Raw genomic sequence first — 21,538 nt, 5'->3', positions numbered from 1 at the left:
TTGAGATAAATATAGGATAATCCTATAATGCATGTCAACATAAAAAATAGGAAAACCTTATAATTTAGTTGTAACGGAAAATGCGCCCTGCTATAAAGAGGGTGTACAGACTTGATGTGAGAGGAAAATCACTCGCAACCCGGGAGGCTACCATGTAACCGCAATCGAGTTTTCAGCGTTTAGATCAGGACATATATATCGTGAGCGAGGGTTGGTGTTTCGGCACCGGCCCTTTTTGTTACAACGCATTATAAAGAAAAACCCCGCCGAAAGGGGCGGGGCTGATTCTTGATTTATTTGTATCGTGAGCGCTTATAATTAATTAGCTGCGGCTTCTAGACGATATGAGGTATCTTGCTTGTACCCTTTTTTATCGTTTCGCCGAAGGGCGCTTTTTACGGTGTCCCTGAAACCTTCATCCGCAAAGCGTTTCTTGACCAATTCGTCATAACGCTTTTTCGGGTTCTCCATCATTTTCAGCTGCAACTCACGACTAATTGGTGGTTTTTGCATAGCTGTTCTCCTGTTAGCAAGACTACCAGATCACACATTCGCCGGTTGATCAATTCTTTTCGCAATCCAGATATGTGTGCCTAATTGCTGGTTCCCGCGCCGCGCGTCATATCCCAGATGCGGCAATACGTCAAACACATAGTCGTACTTCATTAACGCTTTGCGGGGCAAATTGGTTTCGCATGTCATCATATTTATGACCGAAGGTTGTAAATTTTCGGCTAAAATCTGCAGCGAAAACCGAACCGCGTCCAAAACTTCTGTTCTTTGTTCCGGTTCTGTTAGTAGACCCTTTGTTTCTAGGCCGCTCATCATGTGACTTACATAGGTACCATCTGGCTTCGTTTCAATAATCATGAATACGAACTCAAGGGTCGATTGGTTTTCGCCGATTGCGATACTCAATGAGCAATTCAAAGAATATTCTACATTTCTGGCGATATCGTGACCAATTTTTAGGATGATCACATTGTCTTCATTCGAAGATGCGCTTTCGGCAAAGTCACCTTTCTCCAGGGTAAATTCAAAAGCCATATATCTCTCAACAATCAATAACAGAGCGCCGGACGCGGCCTATGACCTTCGCAGCGCCTTTTATGCATGGTGGCCCAACCTCATGATAAGATGCGGGCTGAAATGGCGGGGATTCGCTTGGCCTATACCGCTTATAGGTGGCGTGACCTTCTTCATCTGAAATGACGTAAAGCGCGTTCGGCACCAAATTACGATCATCCAGATCAACAAAGATAATGCTGTCCGGTGGGCTTATCTTATTCATGCTGTCGCCAGTCACCCTTAAGGCGATCCAGTTGCCTTTATGTAAGCCAGCAGTTTCTATCGGTGGGTATTCATCAAAATTAACAACGGGGCTTTGCTCGGACATTTGCCCGGCGCTGACCCATGAAACGAGCGGCACAAACTGACTGGAGTTTGAGTCGCTGTTTGGATGATATTCGGCATTAAACAATTGCTCTAAAATAGGAATTTCATCCGCTTTTAATTTGCGGTCGCCAAGCACAAGTGCGCGTGCCTGTGGCTGGCTAATGCCAAGCGCCACTCCTAGCTTGGATTGGGTTAGGCCACGCTCACGCTTCGCACGAGCAAAATTTTCGGCCACCCACTTCTGTTGATAAGTATCGGGTTCTTTAAACATGCCCACTTATCTCACTTTGTCAAAAATTTGGGCACTTATAAAAATCCTATATTTTCTGATTGACATAATATAGGAAAAACCTATAAATATAGGATATGAGCAAGCCAAAGATTATACGAAAGCACCTATTTGCCATGACGCAGCAAGAGTTTGCAGACGCTTTGCAGCGCACGCAGCCTTCTGTTTGCGAATGGGAGCAACGGGGTGAGTTCCCTCGGGGAGTTCTCCCCAGCCTTCGGGAGCTTGGAAAAGAGAAATTCGGCCGGAAGTGGCAGGACGCATGGTTGTTCGAGCCGCCCAAGGGCGCAGCATAGGAGGGGGTGACGTGTACTACTTCAAAGAACATCGCTTCAATCTTTGGCTTTTGATGAAGTCAAACGGCATCCCAATGTATCTGAACGGTAAACGCATCAGCGACGAGAAAATAGTGATGTGGTTTCCGCTCAATTGGCTGGTGCTGCTGGTGATGGTCATGATCCTGCCATTTTGCATGATTTGGGACGATGTGATTGACCCTTTGATCAAGCGAGGTTTGGGCAAATGACCTTCCTCCTTACCCATAAAGGCCCGATAGCATTTTTGCTTTTATGCATTGCACTTCGCATTGCCTTTAACGATGCAAGCGCGGGGTGGGTCTAATGGATGATTGGCAACCAATTGAAATCGCGCCGAAAGACGAGTCACAAATTCTCTGCTTCGGTTCCATCGCTGCGGGCGGGCGGACACATTCATACATCGCCATCTGCCACTATGAACATGGTGCCAGTACATTTGTTGTGTCTCATGACTTCGAATATTGGGAGTCTGTCGGATATACGCCTACCCACTGGATGCCTTTGCCAGAAGCGCCAAAGGTGGCCAAATGATCCCCAAGCAAACCATATCGCATAGAGAAGGGGCATTGTCTCTTAGGGGGCATGCGATACGGCTTGCTTGGAAAGAGCAAGACGCGAAACCTCGCGTTCCTGTTAAACTCGCGCGGCGGGCTGCACATAACGGATATTCACAGCCTAGCCGTGCGCTTTTTCTTCCACTGAGCAAAATCAATAACGTTGGCCGTGGTTTCCCCTCCACATACGCGGCTGCAAACTGGGCGGTGGCCGTAGGCTTCCTCCTCCCGGCCTACCTCCAAGGTCGCCGCCCTTTTTTCTTGTTCCTCTCGGATCGTTGTGAACAGGCGTTGCAGCGCCACATCCATCGGTTTGAAATTATTCGTCACTGTGCGTTCTCCAATGCACTTTCGTGTTCCCACGTCCTGCAATCAATAAACACGATGCAGGAGCCAAAAAGTTGTCTCAGAGAGCCAAATTTAAGAGGGGGCCGAAAGTGACATACATTTCAGCCGCCGACAGTAAGCCAGACATCATCAAGTACGTGAAGCGCACTTGGCCAGCGGACAACCTCAAGTCTGTTCGCCCAAAGCTGCGCCGCCGACTGAATACTATCGTGAGCAAGTTCCAGCGAAATGAATCTGAGTGTCTTCATTTCTCGGATCGCCGCGTCAGATCAATTTTAAAAGGTGAACCCTCAGCCAAGTTTGATGGCTACGAGGTTGCCGCAATTCGGGAACTTTTGGAAGGGGCTACCGATGAAGAAAAAGAGATTTTTGGCCAGATCGAAAAGCTATCTGCTGAGATTGAGCGCCAAGGTCAAATTATTGAGAGCCTCAAAAAACAAATGGCTGGCCAAGGTTCTTAACAGCTGGGCAACGGCGCTGATGCTTCGCGCCATTGAATTACGCAAGCAAGCGGAAAGGATTATGAACGATGAAAATACCAAATAGTGTTTTGATAATCGCATCAATCCTATCGGCCGCGGTGTTGGTCCTAGTCGCCCTTTCTGACTTTGGGGTGCTGTCATGATCCACTTGACCTGCAAACACATGCCGCCAAGCGTCAATGATTGCTTTGCTAATAACCGCAAGACAGGTGGCCGGCACCGGACAAAACGCTATGCCACATGGGCCAATGCTGCTGGTTATGATCTCAAAGCCCAAAAGCGCAATGCCTTCATTGCTGGCGCGTTCACAATCGCCATTGTTTTGGACCGTAAGAGCATGCGTTCAAACAGCGACATTGATAACCGCGTAAAGCCGATTTTGGATTTGCTGCAAACGCTGGACTTCATCAAAGACGACAAATTTTGCGAACGCTTAACCGTTGAAAAAGGAACGGTTGAGGGTGGCGGCTTTGAGATTTTCCTAGACGAAATCACCGTGAAGGAGGCCGCATAATGAACGCCATAGGACCGATTGAGCGCGACTATAGAGCAAAGCGGGTTGAAGTGCGTGAGCGCCTTTATCCAACTCCAAAAGCAGTTGCCCGCATCAAACCAATGAAGGCCATGCTTCGAGTTACTGACCCAGAAATCAAAGAGTTGGTTTCTCAGTACAAGGCGATTGACATTGTGCCTTGGGAAAATGCAACCCGCGCCGAACGCATCAAAGCGATCAAGAAGCAGGTTTCTAGCAAGCATCATGTTTCCATTGCACTTCTTGAGGGTACGTGCCGCAACCGCAAATATGTTCAAGCTCGTGATGAGTGCGCCTACCGGATCCACAATGAGGTCGAAAATCTATCATTGGCGCAGATCGGCAGGGCAATGGGTGGGCGTGATCACTCGACCATTTGGCACAGCATTGATCGGCATATGAACCGCATCAAGCGAGGTGATGTTCAATGAGCAATCATCTTGAATTAGTGGTCGACAATAGCGGCAATGAGGCTTTGGCCGAACAAGCTTACGCTGAATATACCGCATTGCGCGAAAAGGCAGAACAGACCGGTTCAAAGAAAGATCACTTTGAGGCTGGCAGGGCGCTAGGGCGTTTCTACAAACTGTTTTTGCGGGGTGCATAATGCTGCCCGAACCAAGGCACACAAACACAGATCTGGAAATCAATATTTTGGGTACGTTTTTGGAATTTCCAAAGCTGTTGCCCGTGTTTTCTTCAAGGATCAAATCCGATTGGTTTAGCGACGATCTGTGCGCCCGCATCTTTGATATTATGGTCGCGACAACACAAGAGGGGCGTGAGCTTACATTCTTCGGGCTTCTCAACCAGTTGCCGGAAGATTTAGGCGGTATCAGCCGCAATGAGTTTATGGCTAGCTTGGCGGCGCAATCTATGCCTTCCACAACGCTATCTGATCTTATCCATACTTTGCGCGACCTTTGGGCCAGACGCAAAATGAGAGATGACGCGCTTCAGGTGATCGAAATTGCAGATGACCCAAACGTTGATCCTTTCGGCGTTGCAACAACAGCGGTTGCTGAATTTGGTTCGATCGCAGCGTCACAAGGCACACAAGAAAGCGGCACATTAGAGCAGGGCTTTGATGCGCTTCTATATTCGATCGACCATCAAGACGAAATGCGTGGTGCTACTACAGGCATTCGCGCCCTAGACGAAAAGCTAAACGGCTATAAACGCGGTAGCTTCTATGTGATCGCTGGTCGCCCCGGCATGGGCAAGAGTGCCTTTGTGCTTTCATCATTGCGTAGAACCGCTTTAGCAGGGCATGGCGTGGCGTTCTTTTCTTTGGAGATGTCAAGGCAAGAGATTGCAGCCCGCATCGCCTCAGACGCGCTTTATGACCGTTTTAGCAATCCGATCGCACCAAACTACAGCCGGATTTTAAACGGCAAACTAAGCAACGGGCAAGCCAATGAGATATTGGCGGCGCGTGATAGCGTGATGGGTATGCCGTTCTTTTGGGATTCTAGCCCAAGCCTATCAATGGCAGAAATTGGCGGTCATGCGCGGGAAATTAAGGCGCAGTTTGAAGCTGCTGGCCGTGATTTGGAAGTGCTTTGCATTGACCATTTGGGGCTTGTAAAGCCAACAGGCCATTACCGCGGCAATAAGGTGGCAGAAGCAAGCGAAATTTCTGGTGCGGCTAGGGCATTAGCCAAAGAGCTAGATTGTTGCGTGGTGATGCTCTCACAGCTTTCCAGACAGGTTGAAAGCCGTGACGATAAACGGCCCACAATGAGCGATCTACGCTGGTCAGGTGAGATTGAGCAAGATGCTCACGTGGTCGCGTTCCTATACCGCGAATATTACTACCTTCAGCAAAAGCAAGACGTAGCGCCAGAAGACCTAAATGACGCGCTCAATTCACTTGAATTTCTAATTCGCAAAAACCGGAACGGTGAGAACGGTGACGTTCAACTGTTCTGTTCAATTCAACACAACGCCGTGAGGGATGCATCATGAATTTACTTGAGACGATCAGCGCAATGAGAGCGGCGGGCGTGAGCGCTGAAACAATTCTGGAAGTTGTCGAGCGCGTGGAGAATGAACGCCTTGCAAAACAACGCGCCAGAAAAGCTAAGTGCTTGAATAATAAGAAAAGTGGTAACGTTCCAGACGTTACGGAACGTGCAGAACGTGAAAAACATTCTGCTGACGAATGCGAAAATGCTAAGCCATTGAAAAATATGGATAGTGGTAACGTTCCGAACGTTCCAGTTGTGACGGTTGAGCAAAAAGAAAAAGAAAACTCCCCCCACACCCCCCAAAAGAAAAATAAAAATATATTATATAACCCCCCTAAATCCCCCCGAAAGTCGATAGCCGATCGATATGGGGATGAAGGAGATCCAATTTTCTCAAACTTCCTCAATACCGTCTGGTCACACCGTTGGCGCGATGGGGATAATCGGAAAAATGCATTCAAGGCTTTTGCCAAACTGAAAGACGCGGACAAGCAAGCCTGCCGTGATGCATTGCCGAAAGCCAAGGCCAAGGCGGTGCAAACCGACAACCAGTTCCGGCCCATGATGGCAAGCTGGATTAACCGCAACGGCTGGGAGGAAATCTCCTCACAAGCAACAACCCAAGCCACCGAAACCGATTGGCAAGGTCGGATTGAGTATTTCAACAAAACCGGAGTTTGGGCGCAATCATGGGGCCCTAAGCCCGGCGAACACGGCTGCAAAGCCCCCTCCCACCTCACAGCACCAAAAGGGGAGGCAGCATAGATGACCGACCAAAGCAAATACCAAATAGCCATAGAGGCGATACGGACGAAAGCCAAGTTGATGGCAGAAGCCGCGATGCCAGTGTGCGTTCACTGCAATGGAAAATCCGAAGGTTGCATGATGTGCGATGAGTTTGGCCGCATTCCACTCACTGTTTTTGACCTAGAAGATGTTTTATTCGCGGCCTTAGAGGAAATGGATAAGCGGGGTGAAGCGTGATGGCTTTCATTATCGGTTGCATTAGCGTTTAGGCGTGTTGGTTTCTAATGATTGCTGGAATAGCAACTGAAAGCTTTTTGTTTGTTGGCGCTGGTGTCGGATGCGCCCTCTTAGCCACGTATATTTTTACACCAAAGGATCGATCATGACCCCACGAGACCGCGCAGAAAAGATAGTAGAGCGCTTTCTAAGCACACCCGAGGGCTTTGCACCAGACGACAAGCAAGCGCTTATTGCGGCCATAGAGCAGGGCATGAATGAGGTGCTGGAAGATGCGGCACATGTTTGTGAGAGAAAGGCGAGATTTTTATCTCAGGATGCAGCAAACACCAAAAGTCCAGTGAACAGGCGTGAAAAATCGATGGTGTCTGATTGGATACAAGAAACAGGCTACCAAATCCGCGCCCTGAAATCCCCTGACACTCCCCGAAATACGATTACAGACAACCAAAAGGACTGAAAAACGATGACAGAACGATTAGATGCGCTGATGGTGCGAGGCTATACCGACCGCGAGGGCAATCAAAAAAACAATTATACCAAGATCGGCGTTGCATTTCCAATGCCAAACGGCGGCTATCGGCTTAAGCTGGAAGCCATACCAGTACCAACGATTTATGATGGCAAAGTTGAGTGTTCAATGATCCTGGTGCCGCCACGCCAACAGGATGGCCAGCAAAGCAACCAACGCGCAGACGGTCGGCCCGGTGATAGCCGCTTTGACCCGAAAGTGCCGGACTTTGGCGATCAGTCTGATGACGACGATTTGCCATTCTAACCCCACCCACACAGAAAGGATAGAGGATGAATAACGGCATGGATTGGTTAGCAACCATTGGCTATCTCGAAGAGATGCACACATGGGAGAGAGTTGATAAAGCCTCATTGGCCGATGCGATAAAGTTTTGCAAAATACTGCAAGAGTTTGGCGTTGAGAGCGCACCATTCACGCGCCCTGAATATGATGATGGAACCATCCTATTTTATTGGACCGACAAGTTACGCAGTGTTCAATTGGGCTTGGACGGTGGCGGTAAATACAGCTTTTACGGTGAACTGGGGCAAGTCAAAAGAGAAGGCGATGGATTGAGCATTGACGATCCAATACCTGAATCCTTGCAGATCGTCTTGCCAGTCATGCGGCCAAGCCAAATGCACTATAAAAAAGATTGGACAAGTGGCATAGGCAGTGACACCACCACCCAAATCACCTAACATGCCAATTGGCACATTAAAGGACAGAACATGCCAAAAGAAATGAAACCACTTGAAACGTTCGATGGGCGACTGGCCTTGTATATTGCGCATTATCAGGCTGATGGAAACGTTTACCCTCATTTTTTTGAAGAGATCACAATCGCCTCAATCAAAGACCTGCGGCTAAAGGAAGTCGCGCCCCGCCAAGAGGCCCCGTCTGTGTCATTTTCAGATGTAAGCGCAGATTGCGCAGAGGAGATGGGCGTAACCTTCAAAACATTGGAGCGAAAGCCCATCACGAGAGGCGGCCGTTTAGAAAGACAAGAAAGAGCAAGAGACTGGTTTCACGACTATATAGACGGCGTTAGCCGATAAAATCCCGGCACATAAAAGGGGTATATGTGCCATAACTTTCAACCCATAGGGAGGGTCGGAAGTATGATAAATGAAAAGACACAACGTCGAGATTACACGTGCGAAGCGAGTAGCTAACGGGCTGCGGCCTCGTTCCATTGGTGCAAAGAAGCGGTTTATATCGCGCCACCTGAATGATGACGAGATCAAGAGCCTTCATTGGTTTGCGGTGTGTACGCCAGCACAAAAAGAGTTTGCAGCTTGGCTCATACTGAATCAGCGCGGCTATAACGTCTATCTGCCCACACTGCGCAAGTTCCGGCGCGTCAATCGGTACACCAAAGAGAAGCGCAAAATCTCTTATCCAGTGGTTCCACGCTATCTGTATTTGGGCTTTGATACGCCCACGCCAGATTGGTTCGCTCTATACCGCTTTGTATTGGTTCAAAGCATTGTTGGTATCAATGGGGTGCCAGCACAGATCGACCCGCGATGGATTGTTGAAAATATGCAGACCTATCACGATTATCAGCCGGACGGATCAGAACGTTATATGCGGACAGGGCGCGAGTTTAAGGTAGGCGACAAGGTGGAAGTGCTGGACGGGCCATTTGATGGTCATAAGATCGTTGTTGAAGAAATTTCCGGTAAATTGGCAAAATCACGCATAAAATTCCTGAATATCGATCTAGATGTTGAATTTCCTATTGAAAATTTGGCTAAAATAGCGTAAGTATTTGTTAAGTGATTTGCGCCGATCCGTAGTCAGCCAATCGAGCCGAGACACGGGCGTAACTCCAAAGGTCTAAATGGCTGATGGGGTTATTGTGTGCAAAGTGACCCCTAAAAGGGTCAAAAGTGATTTGGGGTGAGTTTCCTAGTCTGCGCCTATATGGTCAGATTGAGCCTTAAGTGATTTTGGCTTCTCGCCCCAAATGTTTATTCGAAGGTACTGACCATAAATTGCCCGGTCAGCTAAGAGAATGGATGTTCGACTGCCTTCACATAGTTACTGGCGTACTGTCTAAATGCGGCAAATAAATTAAGCCTTGTTGGTGGCTGTGACGGTCGAGGCCGTTATGCCAGCAAGGAAGTAGAAACAGGACTGTTTAGCGCAATTCAGGACTGGTTTCTGCCGCCAGTAAATACATAGCCCTCGCTTCGGCGGGGGTTTTTTATTGCGAACACCCGCAAGGACGGTGCGGTGGGGTGGTAAACATTCTAAATGGCCGTCCACCAATTCCCCGCCTCAATAAAGGAGGCCAGCATGACAGACAGCCTCCAAGCAGAACAAGACGCATATGAGCGAGACGCAATCATATTTTGCGAACGCGCTGTCATAAGCGATTTCATATCTGACCGGATTGCAATTGTAGGCCGCACCAAGGCACTTGAGTTAATTAAGGACGAGCTTGAGCGGTTTGAATTGGGGATGGAGTAATTGGCTTGGCCTTACACCTACCAATGGCAGAAGGAAAGCAAGGCCTTTCTATCTGACAATCCTCTATGCGTTATGTGTTTGGCAGAAGGCCGAACCACAGCAGCCCAAGTCGTTGACCACATCAAAGAACACAAGGGCGATATGGAATTATTCTGGGATCGCGATAACTGGCAACCTCTATGCTTTACGCACCACAACAGCACCAAGCAGCAGATAGAGCGCAACGGTTATCACAATGAGATCGGGGCAGATGGCTGGCCGATAGACCCAATGCATCCAGCGAATAGGTGAGATGATGAATTGGATTGACATCACGATGGTTGGCAGTCTTTACGAAGAACAGGTTCGCAAGGATGAACATATCTTTCGCCATCGATTGATTAATGATGGACATAGCGGTCAATGGCATGATGGCAGAGCGCCTTACAATCCACAGCATCACTATCATCAGCACTTGCCAGAAATCACCACACAGAGCAACAAACACTCATAGGCTGTCACCCCAGCCCAGCACTCCACCACGCGCCCACAGGGTAGGGGAGGGTCAAAAGATTAGGGGTTTTGGAGCTAGACCGGCGGTGTATCAAGAAAAAAGACGCCGCAGGTTTTGAGTTCTTTTTTTAACAAGCAGAAAGTTATCAAATGGGACTTCGTGGACCTAAACCGGAGTTGCCCGAAGTTCAACGGCTTAAGGGCGATCCGGGCAAGCGCAAGGCGCGGCCAAGTGGGCCTAAGCCAAAAGGTGAGCCGTTCGTACCTGATCACATTCAGGATGACGCAAAGGCTTGCATTGAATTAATCCGGCAATCGATGCCGCCAGCAGTTTATTCAAAATTGGACAGTTTTGCCCTCACGGCTTTTTCCGTTGCTTGGGCGTGGCACAAGGCCGCGACTGAGGAAATGCAGAAAGACGAGTTCAAGGCCGTGACTTTGGGATCGACTGGACAGGAGACGGTTAGCCCTTGGTTCAAGATTCTAAACGAACAGAGCCGACTGATGCAAAGTTGGGGCGACAGGTTGGGGCTGGACCCAAAAGCGCGGATGGCGCTGAACGTTCTGGACGAGGAAAAGCCGCAAAGCAAGTTCGGAGATTTGACCGGGCTCAACGGGTAATCCGTTTCATAGAATTGCTCACGGTGCCAAGCGGCACTGGCGCGGGCAAGCCGTTTAAACTTGATAGGTTTCAAAAGCGGTTCATTCTCGCAACCTATGCGGAACACGGGGTTACAAATAATCGATTGGTGCGCCGGGCGATTTTGTCCATTGCGCGTAAGAACGGGAAAACGGCGCTGATCGCGGCGCTGGTGCTGGTGCATCTGGTCGGGCCTGAATCCATTCAGAACGGAGAGATTTACAGCGCGGCCAATGATCGCGAACAGGCGGCGCAGGTGTTCAAGGTTGCAGCCCAAATCGTGCGGGCTGATCCTGAATTAAACGCGATGCTTCGCATTGTGGACAGCACAAAGACAATCGCTTGTCTGGGCAATGGGAGTTTTTACAAAGCACTGAGCGCGGAGGCCGGAACAAAGCACGGCTTAAACCCTAGCGTTTTCATCTATGACGAGTTGGCGCAATCGAAAAATCGTGAGCTGTATGACGTTCTCGATACGGCGCAGGGCGCACGGCATGAACCGCTTGGTATTGTGATTTCCACACAGTCAAACGATCCGGCTCACCCGTTGAGTGAATTGATTGATGATGGCTTGGCCGCAAATGACAACACGATTGTTTGTCACCTCTATGCGGTGCCGGATGAGTGTGAAGATATTTTCGACCCGAAAGAGTGGCGCAAGGCTAACCCGGCGCTTGGCACGTTTCGGCGCTTGGATGATTTCCAGGCGATGGCTGATCGGGCCAAGCGGCTAAAGTCTTTTGAGAACACGTTCCGCAATCTTTATCTTAATCAGCGGGTTTCGGTCATGACGACACTGTTTTCAAAGTCTGATTGGGAAGGCTGCATTGGTGAAGTTGAGTTCGAGGAAAACGAGGAAGTAATTCTGGCGCTCGACTTTGCTGGCACAACTGACCTTGCATGTTTGGGCATGATGAGCGTGGACGGGGCGCGGTTTAAGCCGTGGTTCTGGAAGCCGCTCGATATGATCGACGAGCATGGCAAAGCTGACCGGGTGCCATATCGCACTTGGATGGATCAAGGCCACCTGAACGCCTCACATGGCCGGATTATTGATTCAGAAGATATTGCAATCAAGATCGGTGAACTTGCGGCAACCTACAACGTTTTGGGCTTGGTCTATGACCGTTGGCGCATTGAGTATTTGAAAAAAGAGCTTGAGCGCCAAGATTTGGATGCGCGTGAAGCTGATGATGCTGACATTCAATTGATGCCTTGGGGGCAGGGCTTCAAAGATATGTCACCAGCGATTGAGGCGCTTGAAAATCTGGTGTTGGCCAATGAGCTGCGCCACCCAAGCAACCCAATTCTAAACTGGAACGTTGCCAACGCGGTTGTCTCGACTGACCCGGCGGGCAACAGAAAATTCGATAAAGACAAATCACGGATGCGGATTGACGGGGCGCAAGTCCTGGCAATGGCGGCGGGCAAGCGTGCGCAACTGCTCGATGAAAATGGACCAAGCATCTATGAGGCGCGTGGCGCTTTGGTGATCTGAGAGGCATTTAATGAAGCTAATTGATACCATCAAGGCGGCGTTCCAAGGTGCGGACGGCGGGCAACAGATCACGACCTCCGACGATTTGGAAGCGGCTATCCGTGCCGCCAATGTTGGCAGCGCGGCGGGTATGCCCGTAAATGCAAATACCGCAATGCGGGTTTCAACAGTTTTTGCTTGCGTTCGATTGATTTCCGGTGCCGTGGCAAACCTACCGCTCCATATCAAAGAGCGGGTGGATTCAGAAACCCGGATCGATCGGACTGATCACCAACTATGGACGGTGTTGCGCCGTAGGCCGAACGCTTGGCAGACACCCTCACAGTTTCGCCGCATGATGCAAGCGCATTTGCTGCTTCGTGGCAATGCCTTTGCGATGATCGCGCGGTCTGGCAGCAAGGTTTTGGGGCTTATCCCGCTCGATCCTGACCGCATGAAGGTCACGCAACTCGATAATTTGCGCTTGTCGTATGAATATACCCGGCGCGATGGTGGCGTTACACGCCTCACACAAGACGAAGTAATGCACCTTGTGGGCCTCACACTGGACGGTGTGAACGGTGTTTCAGTGATCACCTATGCACGTGAAAGCCTAGGCTTGAGCATGGCGCAGGAACAGCACGGCTCTAACACCTTTAAAAATGCGGCGCGGCCTAGCATGGTCCTGTTGCACCCCAAAAAACTCGGCAAAGAGGGGCAAGAGAACCTTCGCGCCAGCTTGGACGCTTACAGACAAGGCGGGGATCAAGAGGGCAAAGCCCTGATTCTGGAAGAGGGTATGGAATCCAAGCCGCTTTCGATGACTGCTGAAGATGCGCAATGGATTGAGGGCCGCAAGTTCTCACGGACTGACATTGCCATGTTCTTTGGCGTGCCGCCTCACATGATCGGTGACACCGAGAAAAGCACCAGCTGGGGATCTGGCATTGAGCAGCAATCTATCGGGTTTGTGACCTACACGCTCGAAGATCACCTCACGACTTGGGAAGAAACGATCAATCGCGATCTGATCCCAGAGGAAAACGTTTATTCGCGGTTCAACCGCAAGGCACTTGTGCGCGGCGACATTAAGACCCGCCAAGGCTTTTATGTGTCCATGCTGCAATGGGGCGTCCTAAGCCCGAACGAAGTCCGCAAGCTGGAAGATGAAAACCCGCGTGATGGCGGTGATGTTTATTACGATCCACCAAACACAGCAGGTGGGCAAGGAGAAAGCAATGACGATCAAGAGCCTACCCGAGATTAAGGCTTCGCGTCTGCCTGACACTTTTGCGTTTGAGGCTGATAGTGAAGCGGTGGAACGTTGGCACGCCGGAATTAAAGCCAAGCAATCGCCTGACAACACAATTAACATTCTTGATGTGATCGGCGAAGATATGTTTGGCGATGGTATTACATCGCGCCGGGTATCGGCTGCGCTGCGCCGGATCGGTGATCAAGAGGTTTATGTCGATATTAACTCACCGGGCGGCGACTTCTTTGAAGGCGTGGCGATCTACAATTTGCTGCGCCAGCACAGTCAAAAAGTGCATGTGCGGGTTTTGGGGCTCGCAGCTTCTGCTGCATCTGTCATTGCCATGGCTGGTGATGAAATTGAAATCGGCAAAGCTGGTTTCCTTATGGTCCACAATGCATGGGTGGTTGCAATGGGCAACCGCCACGACATGCAAGAGGCTGCAAAGGTACTTGAGCCGTTCGATGATGCAATGGCCGGGCTTTATGCCAAGCAAGCGGGTGTTGAAAAATCACAAGCTGCTGAATGGATGGATAATGAAACTTGGTTCAATGGTGAGCAAGCTGTTGAATTGGGTTTGGCCAGCGGGTTTTTACCTGCTGATACGATCACAGATGACGGGCCGCAAAGCAATGCTGGTCCACGAAATGCCACTCGTGAAGTGGATAGGCTCTTGGCTAAGGCCGGGGTCACACGCTCACAGCGCCGTTCGCTGATGGGTGAAATGAAAGGCGGCACGCAAGACGCTGCTGCCACCGTCACGCAAGACGCTGACGACGACATCGTTGCTGACATTCAGCAATTCATTGAAAAAATGCGGTCATAAGGAGATAACAATGACCAAACATATCAACCCGCGCAAAGCTCGCGGGATTGTCGCCGTGCGTGCAGATGCTGGCGATGCGAAAACTGTTTTGGCTAACCTTCAAAAGACATTTGAAGAATTTAAGGCTGAACACGATGCTCAATTGGCAGACCTGAAAAAAGGTCAAGAAGATGTGGTGCAATCTGAAAAGGTTGACCGGATCAATGCCGAAATCACAGCCCAACAAAAGACGCTGGACCAAATCAATGAGACCTTGGCCGCGCTTCGCGTTGGTGGTGCTGGTTCTGATGAAAACCCTGCTGCAAAAGAACATGCCCAGGCGTTTGAGAAATGGTTCCGCAAAGGCGACCGTAATGGCGTTGAGTCTGATTTGGCAGAGTTGCAGGTTAAAGCTGCGCTTTCAACAGACAGTGACCCTGATGGCGGCTTTGTTGTGCCGGAAGAAACTTCCAACACAATCGACCGCGTTGTCGGCACAGTTTCCGCAATGCGTGGTTTGGCCACGGTTCTGCCCGTTGGCACTGACACCTACAAGAAACTTGTAAGCCAAGGCGGCGCAAGTTCTGGTTGGGTTGGTGAGCGTGAGTCTCGCTCTGAGACCGATACGCCAACACTTCGCGAATTGGTGTTCAACACTCAAGAGCTTTATGCAAACCCTGCCACAACTCAAAAGGCATTGGACGATGCCCGCATGAACATCGAGCAGTGGTTGGCCAATGAGGTTTCTACTGAGTTCGCCGAACAAGAAGGCGCGGCCTTTATTTCTGGCGATGGCGTGAACAAGCCGCGTGGTATTTTGTCTTATGACAAGGTTGCAAATTCCTCTTATGCATGGGGCAAAACTGGTTTTGTTAAAACTGGTGTGGCGGGTGATCTGACTGATGCGTCTAACAACGGCTCTGATGCGATGATCGACCTTTATTACTCACTCAAGCAACAGTACCGCAATGGTGCAACTTGGTTGATGAGCGATGCCACAATGGCGTCAGTTCGCAAGTTCAAAGATGGCGATGACAACTATTTGTGGTCACCAGCAACAGCGGTTGGCGAAGTGCCTTCGTTCTTGGGCAAGCCAGTCAACACAGATGACAATATGGATGCGGTTTCTGCAAATGCTTTCCCGATTGCGTTCGCAAACTTCAATCGCGCCTATTTGATCATTGATCGCTTCGGCACCCGCGTTCTGCGCGACCCATTTACCAACAAGCCTTACGTGCATTTCTACACAACCAAGCGCGTTGGTGGCGGCATTCAGAACTTTGAAGCAATCAAGCTGATGAAGGTTGCAGCATAACCCATTTGAGGGCGGTTCTTTTGAGCCGCCTTTTTCAATTCTAAAAGGATGAGATCATGAAAGACCTCCACTCAAAATTGGCGTTTGTGCAATCGCTGGCACCAGCGGTGCAATCCGCCACTGATACAGGCTCCGCAATAGACTTGCAGGGCTTTGAAAGCGCTGTTGTCGAAATCGCCACAGGCGCAATCGCTGGTTCAGGCGATTTCAGCTATAAGCTGCAAGAGTCTGACACAACCACAAGCGGCGACTTTTCCGATGTTGCGGCTGCTGACTTGCAAGGCACCGTGCCCGACACATTGGAAGCCAATAGCGTTTATAATCAGGGCTATATCGGCTCAAAGCGTTATATTCGCCACGTCTTGACCAAAAACAGCGGCACTTCCATTGCTGCTGGCATTACCGTGGTCAAAGGTCACGGCGACGATAACCCACAGGCTTAACATGCTGAAGCCCGTTCTTGACACAGCGCCAGCCGTAAAGCTGGTGAGCGTTGCTGAGGCGAAAGCCAACAGCCGCGTTGATCATTCTGATGAAGATGATTTGATTGGAGACCTGATCGACGCTGCAATCGCTCATATGGACGGGTATGCGGGCGTTTTAGGCCGTTGCATGGTCAATCAGACTTGGCAACAAAAATTCACCACTTGGGGAGGGCGGCGCTGCTTGCGACTGCCCTTTCCAGACGTTTCGAGCGTCACCATCACATATTTTGATGAAAGCAATGTAGAGCAGACCGTTTCAAGTAGTCTCCACGAGATTATTGACGATGAAAAAAGCTCCATTGTTTATTTCAAAGACAGCTTCACCAAGCCTTCGCTTTATAGCGACATGGCCGCGCCGATCACGGTTGAGTTTGTAGCCGGGTATGGGGCGGCGGCCAGCGATGTGCCTTTGGCGCTCAAGCGGGCTTGTTTGTTGCTTGTGTCGCATTGGTACGATCACAGGGCAGCAGTTTCAGAATTGAATTTAAACGAGGTGCCAGCGGCGTTTGATGCGCTGATTGCACCATATCGCCGGATAGGCGTTTAAGGGGGATGAAATGCAAGTTATTCTGCGCGTAAACCGCTATATTGGCAAGAAAACACAGAACCCCGGCGACAAGATTGAAGTGACAAAAGAGGTTGGCGAATTGCTGATCGCACGCAATCAAGCTGATCGAGCGCCAACAAAGCGCATGCCAAAGGCTAAATCTGAATGAGTAAGCTGGCCGGAAAGCGTGATCGGCGCATAAAAATTCAGCGATACACCACTGAACAAAACGGGTTGGGTGAAGAAGTCAAAAACTGGTCCGCGCTGGCGACTGTGTGGGCGAACGTAACGCCTATTTCGGACGGTGAGCGGATCGAGGCGCAACAGGTCAATGCGAGTATTTCAACACGGTTTACTATTTTGCATTCAAGCACTGTTGCTGATGTAAACGCCAAGGACCGCATTGAATATCCAGTTGATAGCGGCACCTATTACGACATTTACGGTGTGAAAGAGTTGGGGCGGCGCGAAGGGTTGGAGATTACCGCCACCGCGCCAGCAGACTAATGGCAGACGAGTTTGTTTCGATTGAAGGGCTGCGCGAACTCGAACAGGCCATGGAAGAATTGACGCGGGCCACGGCAAAGAACCAAGCCCGCAAATCTTTGAAGTCAGGCGGTCAGGTATTCGCCGATGATTGGAAATCCAACGTACCGCGTGATCAAAACCACTATTATGAGAGCATTGAAGTCGGCACAAAGCTGAACAAAAGCCAGCGCCGCAAGCATCGCAAGCAGGATGATGTTGAAATGTTCGTTGGTTCAGACGATCCAGCGGCCATTCAGCAGGAATTTGGCAATATTAATCATCCACCACAGCCTTCGGCGCGTGAGTCATGGGAACGGACGCGCACAAAGGTTTTGCGCAAGATCACAGACGATTTGCAAGAGAACATTGGCAAGGCCGTACAGCGGGCAAGGCGAAAGGCTTTGAAAAATGCAAACTGATTTACGCTCGTTGCTTGCCGCACAAAGCTCGATCACTGATTTGGTCGGTACGCGCATCTATTGGAGTGAAGCGGCGCAAGGCAAGCAGCGCCCATTGATTGTGCTACACCTTATTTCTGAAATCTCGGAATACACCGTTGCTGGCACAGTTGATTTGGAAAGCTCGCTTGTTCAAATCGATTGTTGGGGCAATACGCTGACAGATGCACTCGCCGTTTCTGAGGCCGTCAAGGCCGTTTTAAGCGGGTACAAAGGCACCGTTGGCGATACCACATTTCAAGGCGTTTTCAAAGAAAGCGAACGTCAAGACTTTTCCAAGCCGGGCAATGGTGAGGAAAAATTCCACCGTGTTTCATCTGACTATCAGGTGTGGCACGCCTAGCCTAACCGCGCCATAGGCAAGCGCTTTTTCAAAATTGAAGGACTGAGACAATGGCAGCAAGCAGCGCTATTATCGGCTATAACTCCACCTTTGCTATTGGCGATGGCGGCGATCCTACGGAAACGTTTACGGCGGTTGCAGAAGTGACCAATATCACGCCACCCGGCTATTCACGCGATGCAATCGACGTAACCCACATGAAAAGCGACGATCAGTTCCGTGAATATATTGCGGGCTTGATGGACGCGGGAGAAGTGCAGATTGAATTGAACTATGTGCCTAGTGCATCTGATGTGCTGATTGCAGCTTTGACAGGCGGCAAGGGCAACTTCCAAATCACGTTGCCCAATAGCATCACATTTACATTCGCGGCCATTTGCACAGCGTACACGCCAGCGGTGCCAAACGATGACAAGCTTTCTGCTTCGGCCACCTTCAAAGTTTCTGGCAAACCAACACTGGCATAGGTGATTTATGGCGAACAAGAAACGCGGTGAAGTAGAAATCAAGGCGTTGGGAAAGACCTATGTCTTGCACATGGGTGCCAATGAGATCGTTTCAATGGAAGATGTCCTTGATATGGGGATCAACCAGATCGGCGAGAAGATGAACGATCCATCCCAGTTGCGCCTTGGATTTTTGCGTAAGGTAATGCACGAGGCGTTGGGCGGTGCAAAAGCATTGCCAATTGATGAGGTTGGCGAGATCATGGATGAGATCGGGTTTCAGGCCGTTGGCGAGAAACTTGGCGCGGCGTTTGTTGCTGCTTTCCCTGATGGTGAGGAGAACAGCGACAGCCCCCCAGCGAACGCGGGGTAAAATGGGATTGGGAAGGGCTTCACCGACAGTTTGTAAGCTGCGGTTATGATCCAACCCTTTTCTGGTCACTGACCCCGCGCGAAATATCAAACCTTTTCAAAGCGGTAAATGAAAAGCGCCGCTATGAACACAATGAAAGAGCTTGGGCGGTTTGGCATATTGCCGCATTGACCCGCATGGACCCTAAGAAGTTTCCAAAATTGGAAGCCTTGCTAGATACCGGGCCTAAAAAGCCTCAAACCCCCGAACAGATGGAATCTATCATCAGGGCGCTTAACGCGGCCTTGGGCGGTGATGATTTGACCAAAGAAACTTGACTCTTAGCCAATAGGATTCTGAAATCGAGCTTTTACTTTGGGGGAAGCATGATTTTCGGATTCGGCAAAAAGGAAATTAGACGCGGACCAGATCATTTTGTCGCCGTTGATGTTGAAACAGCCAACTCGGAACGAGGCAGTATTTGTCAGATCGGAATTGCTGAATTTGACAACTGGCAGCTTGTCGATAAGTGGGTAACACTCGTCAACCCGCAATGTGAATTTGATGAAGCAAATATAGGTGTTCACAGTATAACGCCAGATGCTGTGCGGAACGCGCCGAGCTTCGGCCATGTGTACAAACAAATTAAAAGACGCATGGAAAACCGCTTGGTGGTTTCACATACGTTGTTTGATCAAGAAGCTATTTCAGAGGCGATAATCTATGCCGCCAAGGTGGGCTTCGCTTGTGATTGGATAGACTCAAGCCGTGTTGTCCGGCATTTGTGGCCTGAATATCGAAAAAAGGGGTTTGGGCTGGGTAACTTAAAGCAAGAGTTTGGAATGACTTTCCAGCACCATGACGCATTGGAAGATGCTATTGCTGCCGGGGAAATTTTATGCATGGCTGCAAAAAAATCAAATTTGGGGGCACGAGAACTTGGCGAAATGTCGCTGAAAAAAATCTCTATTTCCTATCCGCCACGTGCAGAAAAACTCGAAGGTAAGAAGGATGGACCTTTATCTGGTCATGTCTGTGTGCTGAGTGGCGACTTTCCGAGCGATAAAGCTAACGTGTCAAAGTTGCTGAATGAGCTTGGAGCGGCAGTGCACCCCAATGTCACGAAGAAGACGAGCTTACTGGTGGTCGGTGGTCTCGAAGACACTCCGACTGGCAAGGTCAAGAAGGCTTTGGAATATGCAGAGCGAGGCCAGTCAATTGAAATTGTTGACCTCAAGACTTTAGTTGGCCGACTGAAACGTCACTAGCTTTTTTGTTCTTCGTTAATGTATTTCTCAAGGGCTTTGATCAACATTTAGCTGCAGGGGAACGCCATTATAAAAGCTGAATAATAAAGCAACCTAGCACCCTCATGGCGCACACTAGGGTACTGTTTCAGATATGAAACAAAAATGTCCTTTTGTTGTTCGTATGTTACACCGTCGGGTACGCAGTATCCGAGCAGTTCTTCGCCAAACTTTTGAATCTGTTCCGGACTGGCATCAGGCCCCAACGAACGTATTGCTGGTATGGAGATGCTGAGATGGATTCCTTCATTTAGGCCAATCAGGTATCCCATACACATGGTGATTTCTGTAGTTTTTTCGGATGTGCAGTATTTGTAGATTTCGTTGCCGTTTACATTACTTGATATTGGGGTTTCTTGAGCGAAAACAACTGCTGGAAAGCTAACTAAAATCAGCATCATCCTCAAAAGGGGTTTTGCCAGTCGAAATAAAATAGTCATTGAGTATACGCCTTATGGCTTCGGAACGTGAAGGAAGGTCATCCTGATCCCGCCGAAACTCGTCAATCAACAGTATGAGATCGTTCGGGAGACGAATTGAATAGACTTTGTTGTCATCGTTTGTTGACACTCAGAAAAACCTCTTGTAGTTTTGTAATACAGCCCAAGGAGGTGCAGCAACACCTCTATGGGCCTAACCACAGCAACAAAAGGTACTTGTTACAATGGCTTCTTTACATATAACGCCCGCTACGAAGGCTGGCAACGGTTTAACCTACAACACTACAGAAATTGAGACTTTGACACTAGACGGCGATCTTTGGATGACCGCTGTAGGGTTGTCAGCAGCTTTGGGCTGCAAGGATCGCGCAGCAGTCACAAGGATTTTTGCTCGTTACCGGGATGAATTCCCACCCGAAATGTCTCAGGTGGTCAAATTGACCGCCTCAGGGAATTATCTTAGAAAAGTCAGGATTTTCAGCCTTCGCGGCTCATACTTGATTGCAATGCTGGCGCGGACAAAGAAAGCAAAAGCCTTTCGGCGGTGGATACTCGATCTAATCGAAAAAGAAGAAGCCGAGCGGTCTAACCAAAGCCCGTATATCATAGAAATGGCCCAAAAGAGCATTTCAGAGACGAGTAGCGGAATTGAAATCCTGAATGAAGTTTGGGGGCGAAAGGGTGTAGCAACAAGTGACCATTTGCGTTCACTTGAAAAACTGCTGCACGGTTCACTCGCCGCCAACCAAGAAATCTGCCTTTCAATGAGGGCATAACTTCAACCG

37 protein-coding genes are annotated in these 21,538 nt (G+C 49.6%); 31 read left to right on the top strand and 6 right to left on the bottom strand.

Translation table 11 applies throughout. The annotated features are described in order from the left end of the window. Positions 1-318 precede the first annotated feature (318 nt). The 3 genes from ATL17_RS07930 to ATL17_RS07920 are packed head-to-tail and all read right to left on the bottom strand — an operon-like array spanning position 319 to position 1,672. The gene (locus tag ATL17_RS07930; RefSeq protein WP_133572277.1) at positions 319-513 is read right to left on the bottom strand and encodes a hypothetical protein; all 195 of its coding nucleotides are present in this window, start codon (positions 511-513) and stop codon (positions 319-321) included. 30 nt (positions 514-543) lie between these two features. After that, positions 544-1,047 (bottom strand): hypothetical protein, encoded by a 504-nt coding sequence (locus tag ATL17_RS07925; RefSeq protein ID WP_133572276.1) that lies wholly within the window; start codon positions 1,045-1,047, stop codon positions 544-546. Between the two features lie 7 nt (positions 1,048-1,054). Further along, entirely contained in the window at positions 1,055-1,672 is a 618-nt protein-coding gene (locus ATL17_RS07920) for a LexA family transcriptional regulator (RefSeq protein ID WP_133572275.1), read from the bottom strand. Positions 1,673-1,991: 319 nt separating this feature from the next. Here ATL17_RS07920 and ATL17_RS07915 point away from each other — a divergent pair, with 319 nt between their 5' ends. Both ATL17_RS07915 and ATL17_RS07910 read left to right on the top strand, forming a co-directional pair. Further along, positions 1,992-2,210, top strand: coding sequence for a hypothetical protein (locus ATL17_RS07915; RefSeq protein WP_133572274.1), 219 nt, complete (start codon positions 1,992-1,994; stop codon positions 2,208-2,210). 94 nt (positions 2,211-2,304) lie between these two features. Next, positions 2,305-2,532: a DUF551 domain-containing protein gene (locus ATL17_RS07910; protein WP_133572273.1), complete on the top strand. Its 228-nt coding sequence runs from the start codon at positions 2,305-2,307 to the stop codon at positions 2,530-2,532. Positions 2,533-2,669: 137 nt separating this feature from the next. Here ATL17_RS07910 and ATL17_RS07905 read toward each other — a convergent pair whose 3' ends face one another. Then, a complete protein-coding gene (locus ATL17_RS07905) occupies positions 2,670-2,885 on the bottom strand; it encodes a hypothetical protein (RefSeq protein WP_133572272.1) in 216 nt (71 codons plus the stop codon). Between the two features lie 107 nt (positions 2,886-2,992). Between ATL17_RS07905 and ATL17_RS07900 the strand changes: the two genes are divergently transcribed. The 14 genes from ATL17_RS07900 (at position 2,993) to ATL17_RS07840 (ending at position 10,154) form a co-directional block, all read left to right on the top strand. Next, positions 2,993-3,364 (top strand): hypothetical protein, encoded by a 372-nt coding sequence (locus tag ATL17_RS07900; RefSeq protein ID WP_133572271.1) that lies wholly within the window; start codon positions 2,993-2,995, stop codon positions 3,362-3,364. Between the two features lie 160 nt (positions 3,365-3,524). Then, positions 3,525-3,899 (top strand): RusA family crossover junction endodeoxyribonuclease, encoded by a 375-nt coding sequence (locus tag ATL17_RS07895; protein WP_133572270.1) that lies wholly within the window; start codon positions 3,525-3,527, stop codon positions 3,897-3,899. Next, on the top strand, positions 3,899-4,348 hold the full coding sequence (locus ATL17_RS07890) for a helix-turn-helix domain-containing protein (protein ID WP_133572269.1): 450 nt from the start codon (positions 3,899-3,901) through the stop codon (positions 4,346-4,348). Before ATL17_RS07895 ends, ATL17_RS07890 begins: the two co-directional genes overlap by 1 nt. Beyond that, complete coding sequence (locus ATL17_RS07885) at positions 4,345-4,524, top strand: hypothetical protein (RefSeq protein ID WP_133572268.1); 180 nt, start codon at positions 4,345-4,347, stop codon at positions 4,522-4,524. Before ATL17_RS07890 ends, ATL17_RS07885 begins: the two co-directional genes overlap by 4 nt. After that, a complete protein-coding gene (locus ATL17_RS07880) occupies positions 4,524-5,885 on the top strand; it encodes a replicative DNA helicase (RefSeq protein WP_133572267.1) in 1,362 nt (453 codons plus the stop codon). The genes ATL17_RS07885 and ATL17_RS07880 overlap by 1 nt, the downstream gene beginning before the upstream one ends. Beyond that, on the top strand, positions 5,882-6,652 hold the full coding sequence (locus ATL17_RS07875) for a hypothetical protein (RefSeq protein WP_133572266.1): 771 nt from the start codon (positions 5,882-5,884) through the stop codon (positions 6,650-6,652). The genes ATL17_RS07880 and ATL17_RS07875 overlap by 4 nt, the downstream gene beginning before the upstream one ends. Next, on the top strand, positions 6,653-6,871 hold the full coding sequence (locus tag ATL17_RS07870) for a hypothetical protein (protein WP_133572265.1): 219 nt from the start codon (positions 6,653-6,655) through the stop codon (positions 6,869-6,871). A 145-nt stretch (positions 6,872-7,016) separates the two neighbouring features. After that, positions 7,017-7,331, top strand: a complete 315-nt coding sequence (locus ATL17_RS07865; RefSeq protein WP_133572264.1) for a hypothetical protein — start codon at positions 7,017-7,019, stop codon at positions 7,329-7,331. A gap of 6 nt (positions 7,332-7,337) precedes the next feature. Further along, positions 7,338-7,649 carry a hypothetical protein gene (locus ATL17_RS07860; RefSeq protein WP_133572263.1) on the top strand — a complete coding sequence of 104 codons (312 nt, stop codon included), beginning with the start codon at positions 7,338-7,340 and terminating at the stop codon, positions 7,647-7,649. Positions 7,650-7,687: 38 nt separating this feature from the next. After that, positions 7,688-8,086 (top strand): hypothetical protein, encoded by a 399-nt coding sequence (locus tag ATL17_RS07855; RefSeq protein WP_133572262.1) that lies wholly within the window; start codon positions 7,688-7,690, stop codon positions 8,084-8,086. Positions 8,087-8,116: 30 nt separating this feature from the next. After that, positions 8,117-8,443, top strand: coding sequence for a hypothetical protein (locus ATL17_RS07850; protein WP_133572261.1), 327 nt, complete (start codon positions 8,117-8,119; stop codon positions 8,441-8,443). A gap of 70 nt (positions 8,444-8,513) precedes the next feature. Continuing rightward, positions 8,514-9,155 (top strand): transcription termination/antitermination protein NusG, encoded by a 642-nt coding sequence (gene nusG / locus ATL17_RS07845; protein WP_133572260.1) that lies wholly within the window; start codon positions 8,514-8,516, stop codon positions 9,153-9,155. A 534-nt stretch (positions 9,156-9,689) separates the two neighbouring features. Then, positions 9,690-9,863 (top strand): hypothetical protein, encoded by a 174-nt coding sequence (locus tag ATL17_RS16900; RefSeq protein ID WP_166638948.1) that lies wholly within the window; start codon positions 9,690-9,692, stop codon positions 9,861-9,863. Between the two features lie 72 nt (positions 9,864-9,935). Beyond that, positions 9,936-10,154, top strand: a complete 219-nt coding sequence (locus ATL17_RS07840; protein WP_133573132.1) for an HNH endonuclease — start codon at positions 9,936-9,938, stop codon at positions 10,152-10,154. Here the strand turns inward: ATL17_RS07840 and ATL17_RS16895 are convergent. Continuing rightward, a complete protein-coding gene (locus ATL17_RS16895; RefSeq protein ID WP_166638940.1) occupies positions 10,048-10,350 on the bottom strand; it encodes a hypothetical protein in 303 nt (100 codons plus the stop codon). The genes ATL17_RS07840 and ATL17_RS16895 overlap by 107 nt on opposite strands. Positions 10,351-10,505: 155 nt before the next feature. On the opposite strand from ATL17_RS16895, the gene ATL17_RS07835 reads away from it, so the two are divergent. The 14 genes from ATL17_RS07835 (at position 10,506) to ATL17_RS07775 (ending at position 20,274) form a co-directional block, all read left to right on the top strand. Further along, positions 10,506-10,976, top strand: a complete 471-nt coding sequence (locus tag ATL17_RS07835) for a P27 family phage terminase small subunit (RefSeq protein ID WP_133572259.1) — start codon at positions 10,506-10,508, stop codon at positions 10,974-10,976. A gap of 23 nt (positions 10,977-10,999) precedes the next feature. Further along, positions 11,000-12,493 carry a terminase large subunit gene (locus ATL17_RS07830; protein ID WP_281275886.1) on the top strand — a complete coding sequence of 498 codons (1,494 nt, stop codon included), beginning with the start codon at positions 11,000-11,002 and terminating at the stop codon, positions 12,491-12,493. A gap of 10 nt (positions 12,494-12,503) precedes the next feature. Beyond that, the gene (locus tag ATL17_RS07825; protein ID WP_133572257.1) at positions 12,504-13,739 is read left to right on the top strand and encodes a phage portal protein; all 1,236 of its coding nucleotides are present in this window, start codon (positions 12,504-12,506) and stop codon (positions 13,737-13,739) included. Then, the gene (locus ATL17_RS07820; RefSeq protein ID WP_133572256.1) at positions 13,711-14,553 is read left to right on the top strand and encodes a head maturation protease, ClpP-related; all 843 of its coding nucleotides are present in this window, start codon (positions 13,711-13,713) and stop codon (positions 14,551-14,553) included. Before ATL17_RS07825 ends, ATL17_RS07820 begins: the two co-directional genes overlap by 29 nt. Before the next feature lie 10 nt (positions 14,554-14,563). Beyond that, positions 14,564-15,847, top strand: a complete 1,284-nt coding sequence (locus ATL17_RS07815) for a phage major capsid protein (RefSeq protein WP_133572255.1) — start codon at positions 14,564-14,566, stop codon at positions 15,845-15,847. Between the two features lie 56 nt (positions 15,848-15,903). Continuing rightward, a complete protein-coding gene (locus tag ATL17_RS07810) occupies positions 15,904-16,290 on the top strand; it encodes a hypothetical protein (protein WP_133572254.1) in 387 nt (128 codons plus the stop codon). 1 nt (position 16,291) lies between these two features. Continuing rightward, on the top strand, positions 16,292-16,879 hold the full coding sequence (locus ATL17_RS07805) for a head-tail connector protein (RefSeq protein ID WP_133572253.1): 588 nt from the start codon (positions 16,292-16,294) through the stop codon (positions 16,877-16,879). A 10-nt stretch (positions 16,880-16,889) separates the two neighbouring features. After that, a complete protein-coding gene (locus tag ATL17_RS16890) occupies positions 16,890-17,048 on the top strand; it encodes a hypothetical protein (RefSeq protein ID WP_166638946.1) in 159 nt (52 codons plus the stop codon). Then, a complete protein-coding gene (locus tag ATL17_RS07800; RefSeq protein WP_133572252.1) occupies positions 17,045-17,386 on the top strand; it encodes a phage head closure protein in 342 nt (113 codons plus the stop codon). Before ATL17_RS16890 ends, ATL17_RS07800 begins: the two co-directional genes overlap by 4 nt. Further along, complete coding sequence (locus ATL17_RS07795; protein ID WP_133572251.1) at positions 17,386-17,826, top strand: HK97-gp10 family putative phage morphogenesis protein; 441 nt, start codon at positions 17,386-17,388, stop codon at positions 17,824-17,826. The genes ATL17_RS07800 and ATL17_RS07795 overlap by 1 nt, the downstream gene beginning before the upstream one ends. Beyond that, positions 17,816-18,208, top strand: a complete 393-nt coding sequence (gp17, locus tag ATL17_RS07790; RefSeq protein WP_133572250.1) for a tail completion protein gp17 — start codon at positions 17,816-17,818, stop codon at positions 18,206-18,208. Before ATL17_RS07795 ends, gp17 begins: the two co-directional genes overlap by 11 nt. Positions 18,209-18,258: 50 nt before the next feature. Then, positions 18,259-18,675 (top strand): phage tail tube protein, encoded by a 417-nt coding sequence (locus ATL17_RS07785; RefSeq protein ID WP_133572249.1) that lies wholly within the window; start codon positions 18,259-18,261, stop codon positions 18,673-18,675. Between the two features lie 7 nt (positions 18,676-18,682). Next, entirely contained in the window at positions 18,683-19,027 is a 345-nt protein-coding gene (locus tag ATL17_RS07780) for a hypothetical protein (protein ID WP_133572248.1), read from the top strand. Positions 19,028-19,392: 365 nt separating this feature from the next. After that, entirely contained in the window at positions 19,393-20,274 is an 882-nt protein-coding gene (locus ATL17_RS07775; RefSeq protein WP_133572247.1) for an exonuclease domain-containing protein, read from the top strand. Between the two features lie 47 nt (positions 20,275-20,321). Here ATL17_RS07775 and ATL17_RS07770 read toward each other — a convergent pair whose 3' ends face one another. Continuing rightward, positions 20,322-20,753, bottom strand: a complete 432-nt coding sequence (locus ATL17_RS07770; RefSeq protein WP_133572246.1) for a Rap1a/Tai family immunity protein — start codon at positions 20,751-20,753, stop codon at positions 20,322-20,324. 224 nt (positions 20,754-20,977) lie between these two features. On the opposite strand from ATL17_RS07770, the gene ATL17_RS07760 reads away from it, so the two are divergent. Beyond that, positions 20,978-21,529: a BRO-N domain-containing protein gene (locus ATL17_RS07760; RefSeq protein WP_133572244.1), complete on the top strand. Its 552-nt coding sequence runs from the start codon at positions 20,978-20,980 to the stop codon at positions 21,527-21,529. Positions 21,530-21,538: the final 9 nt, after the last annotated feature.

This window comes from Maritalea mobilis (genome assembly GCF_004363175.1).
In the GTDB taxonomy this organism is placed as follows: domain Bacteria; phylum Pseudomonadota; class Alphaproteobacteria; order Rhizobiales; family Devosiaceae; genus Maritalea; species Maritalea mobilis.
This window is presented reverse-complemented; position numbering and strand designations above follow the sequence as displayed.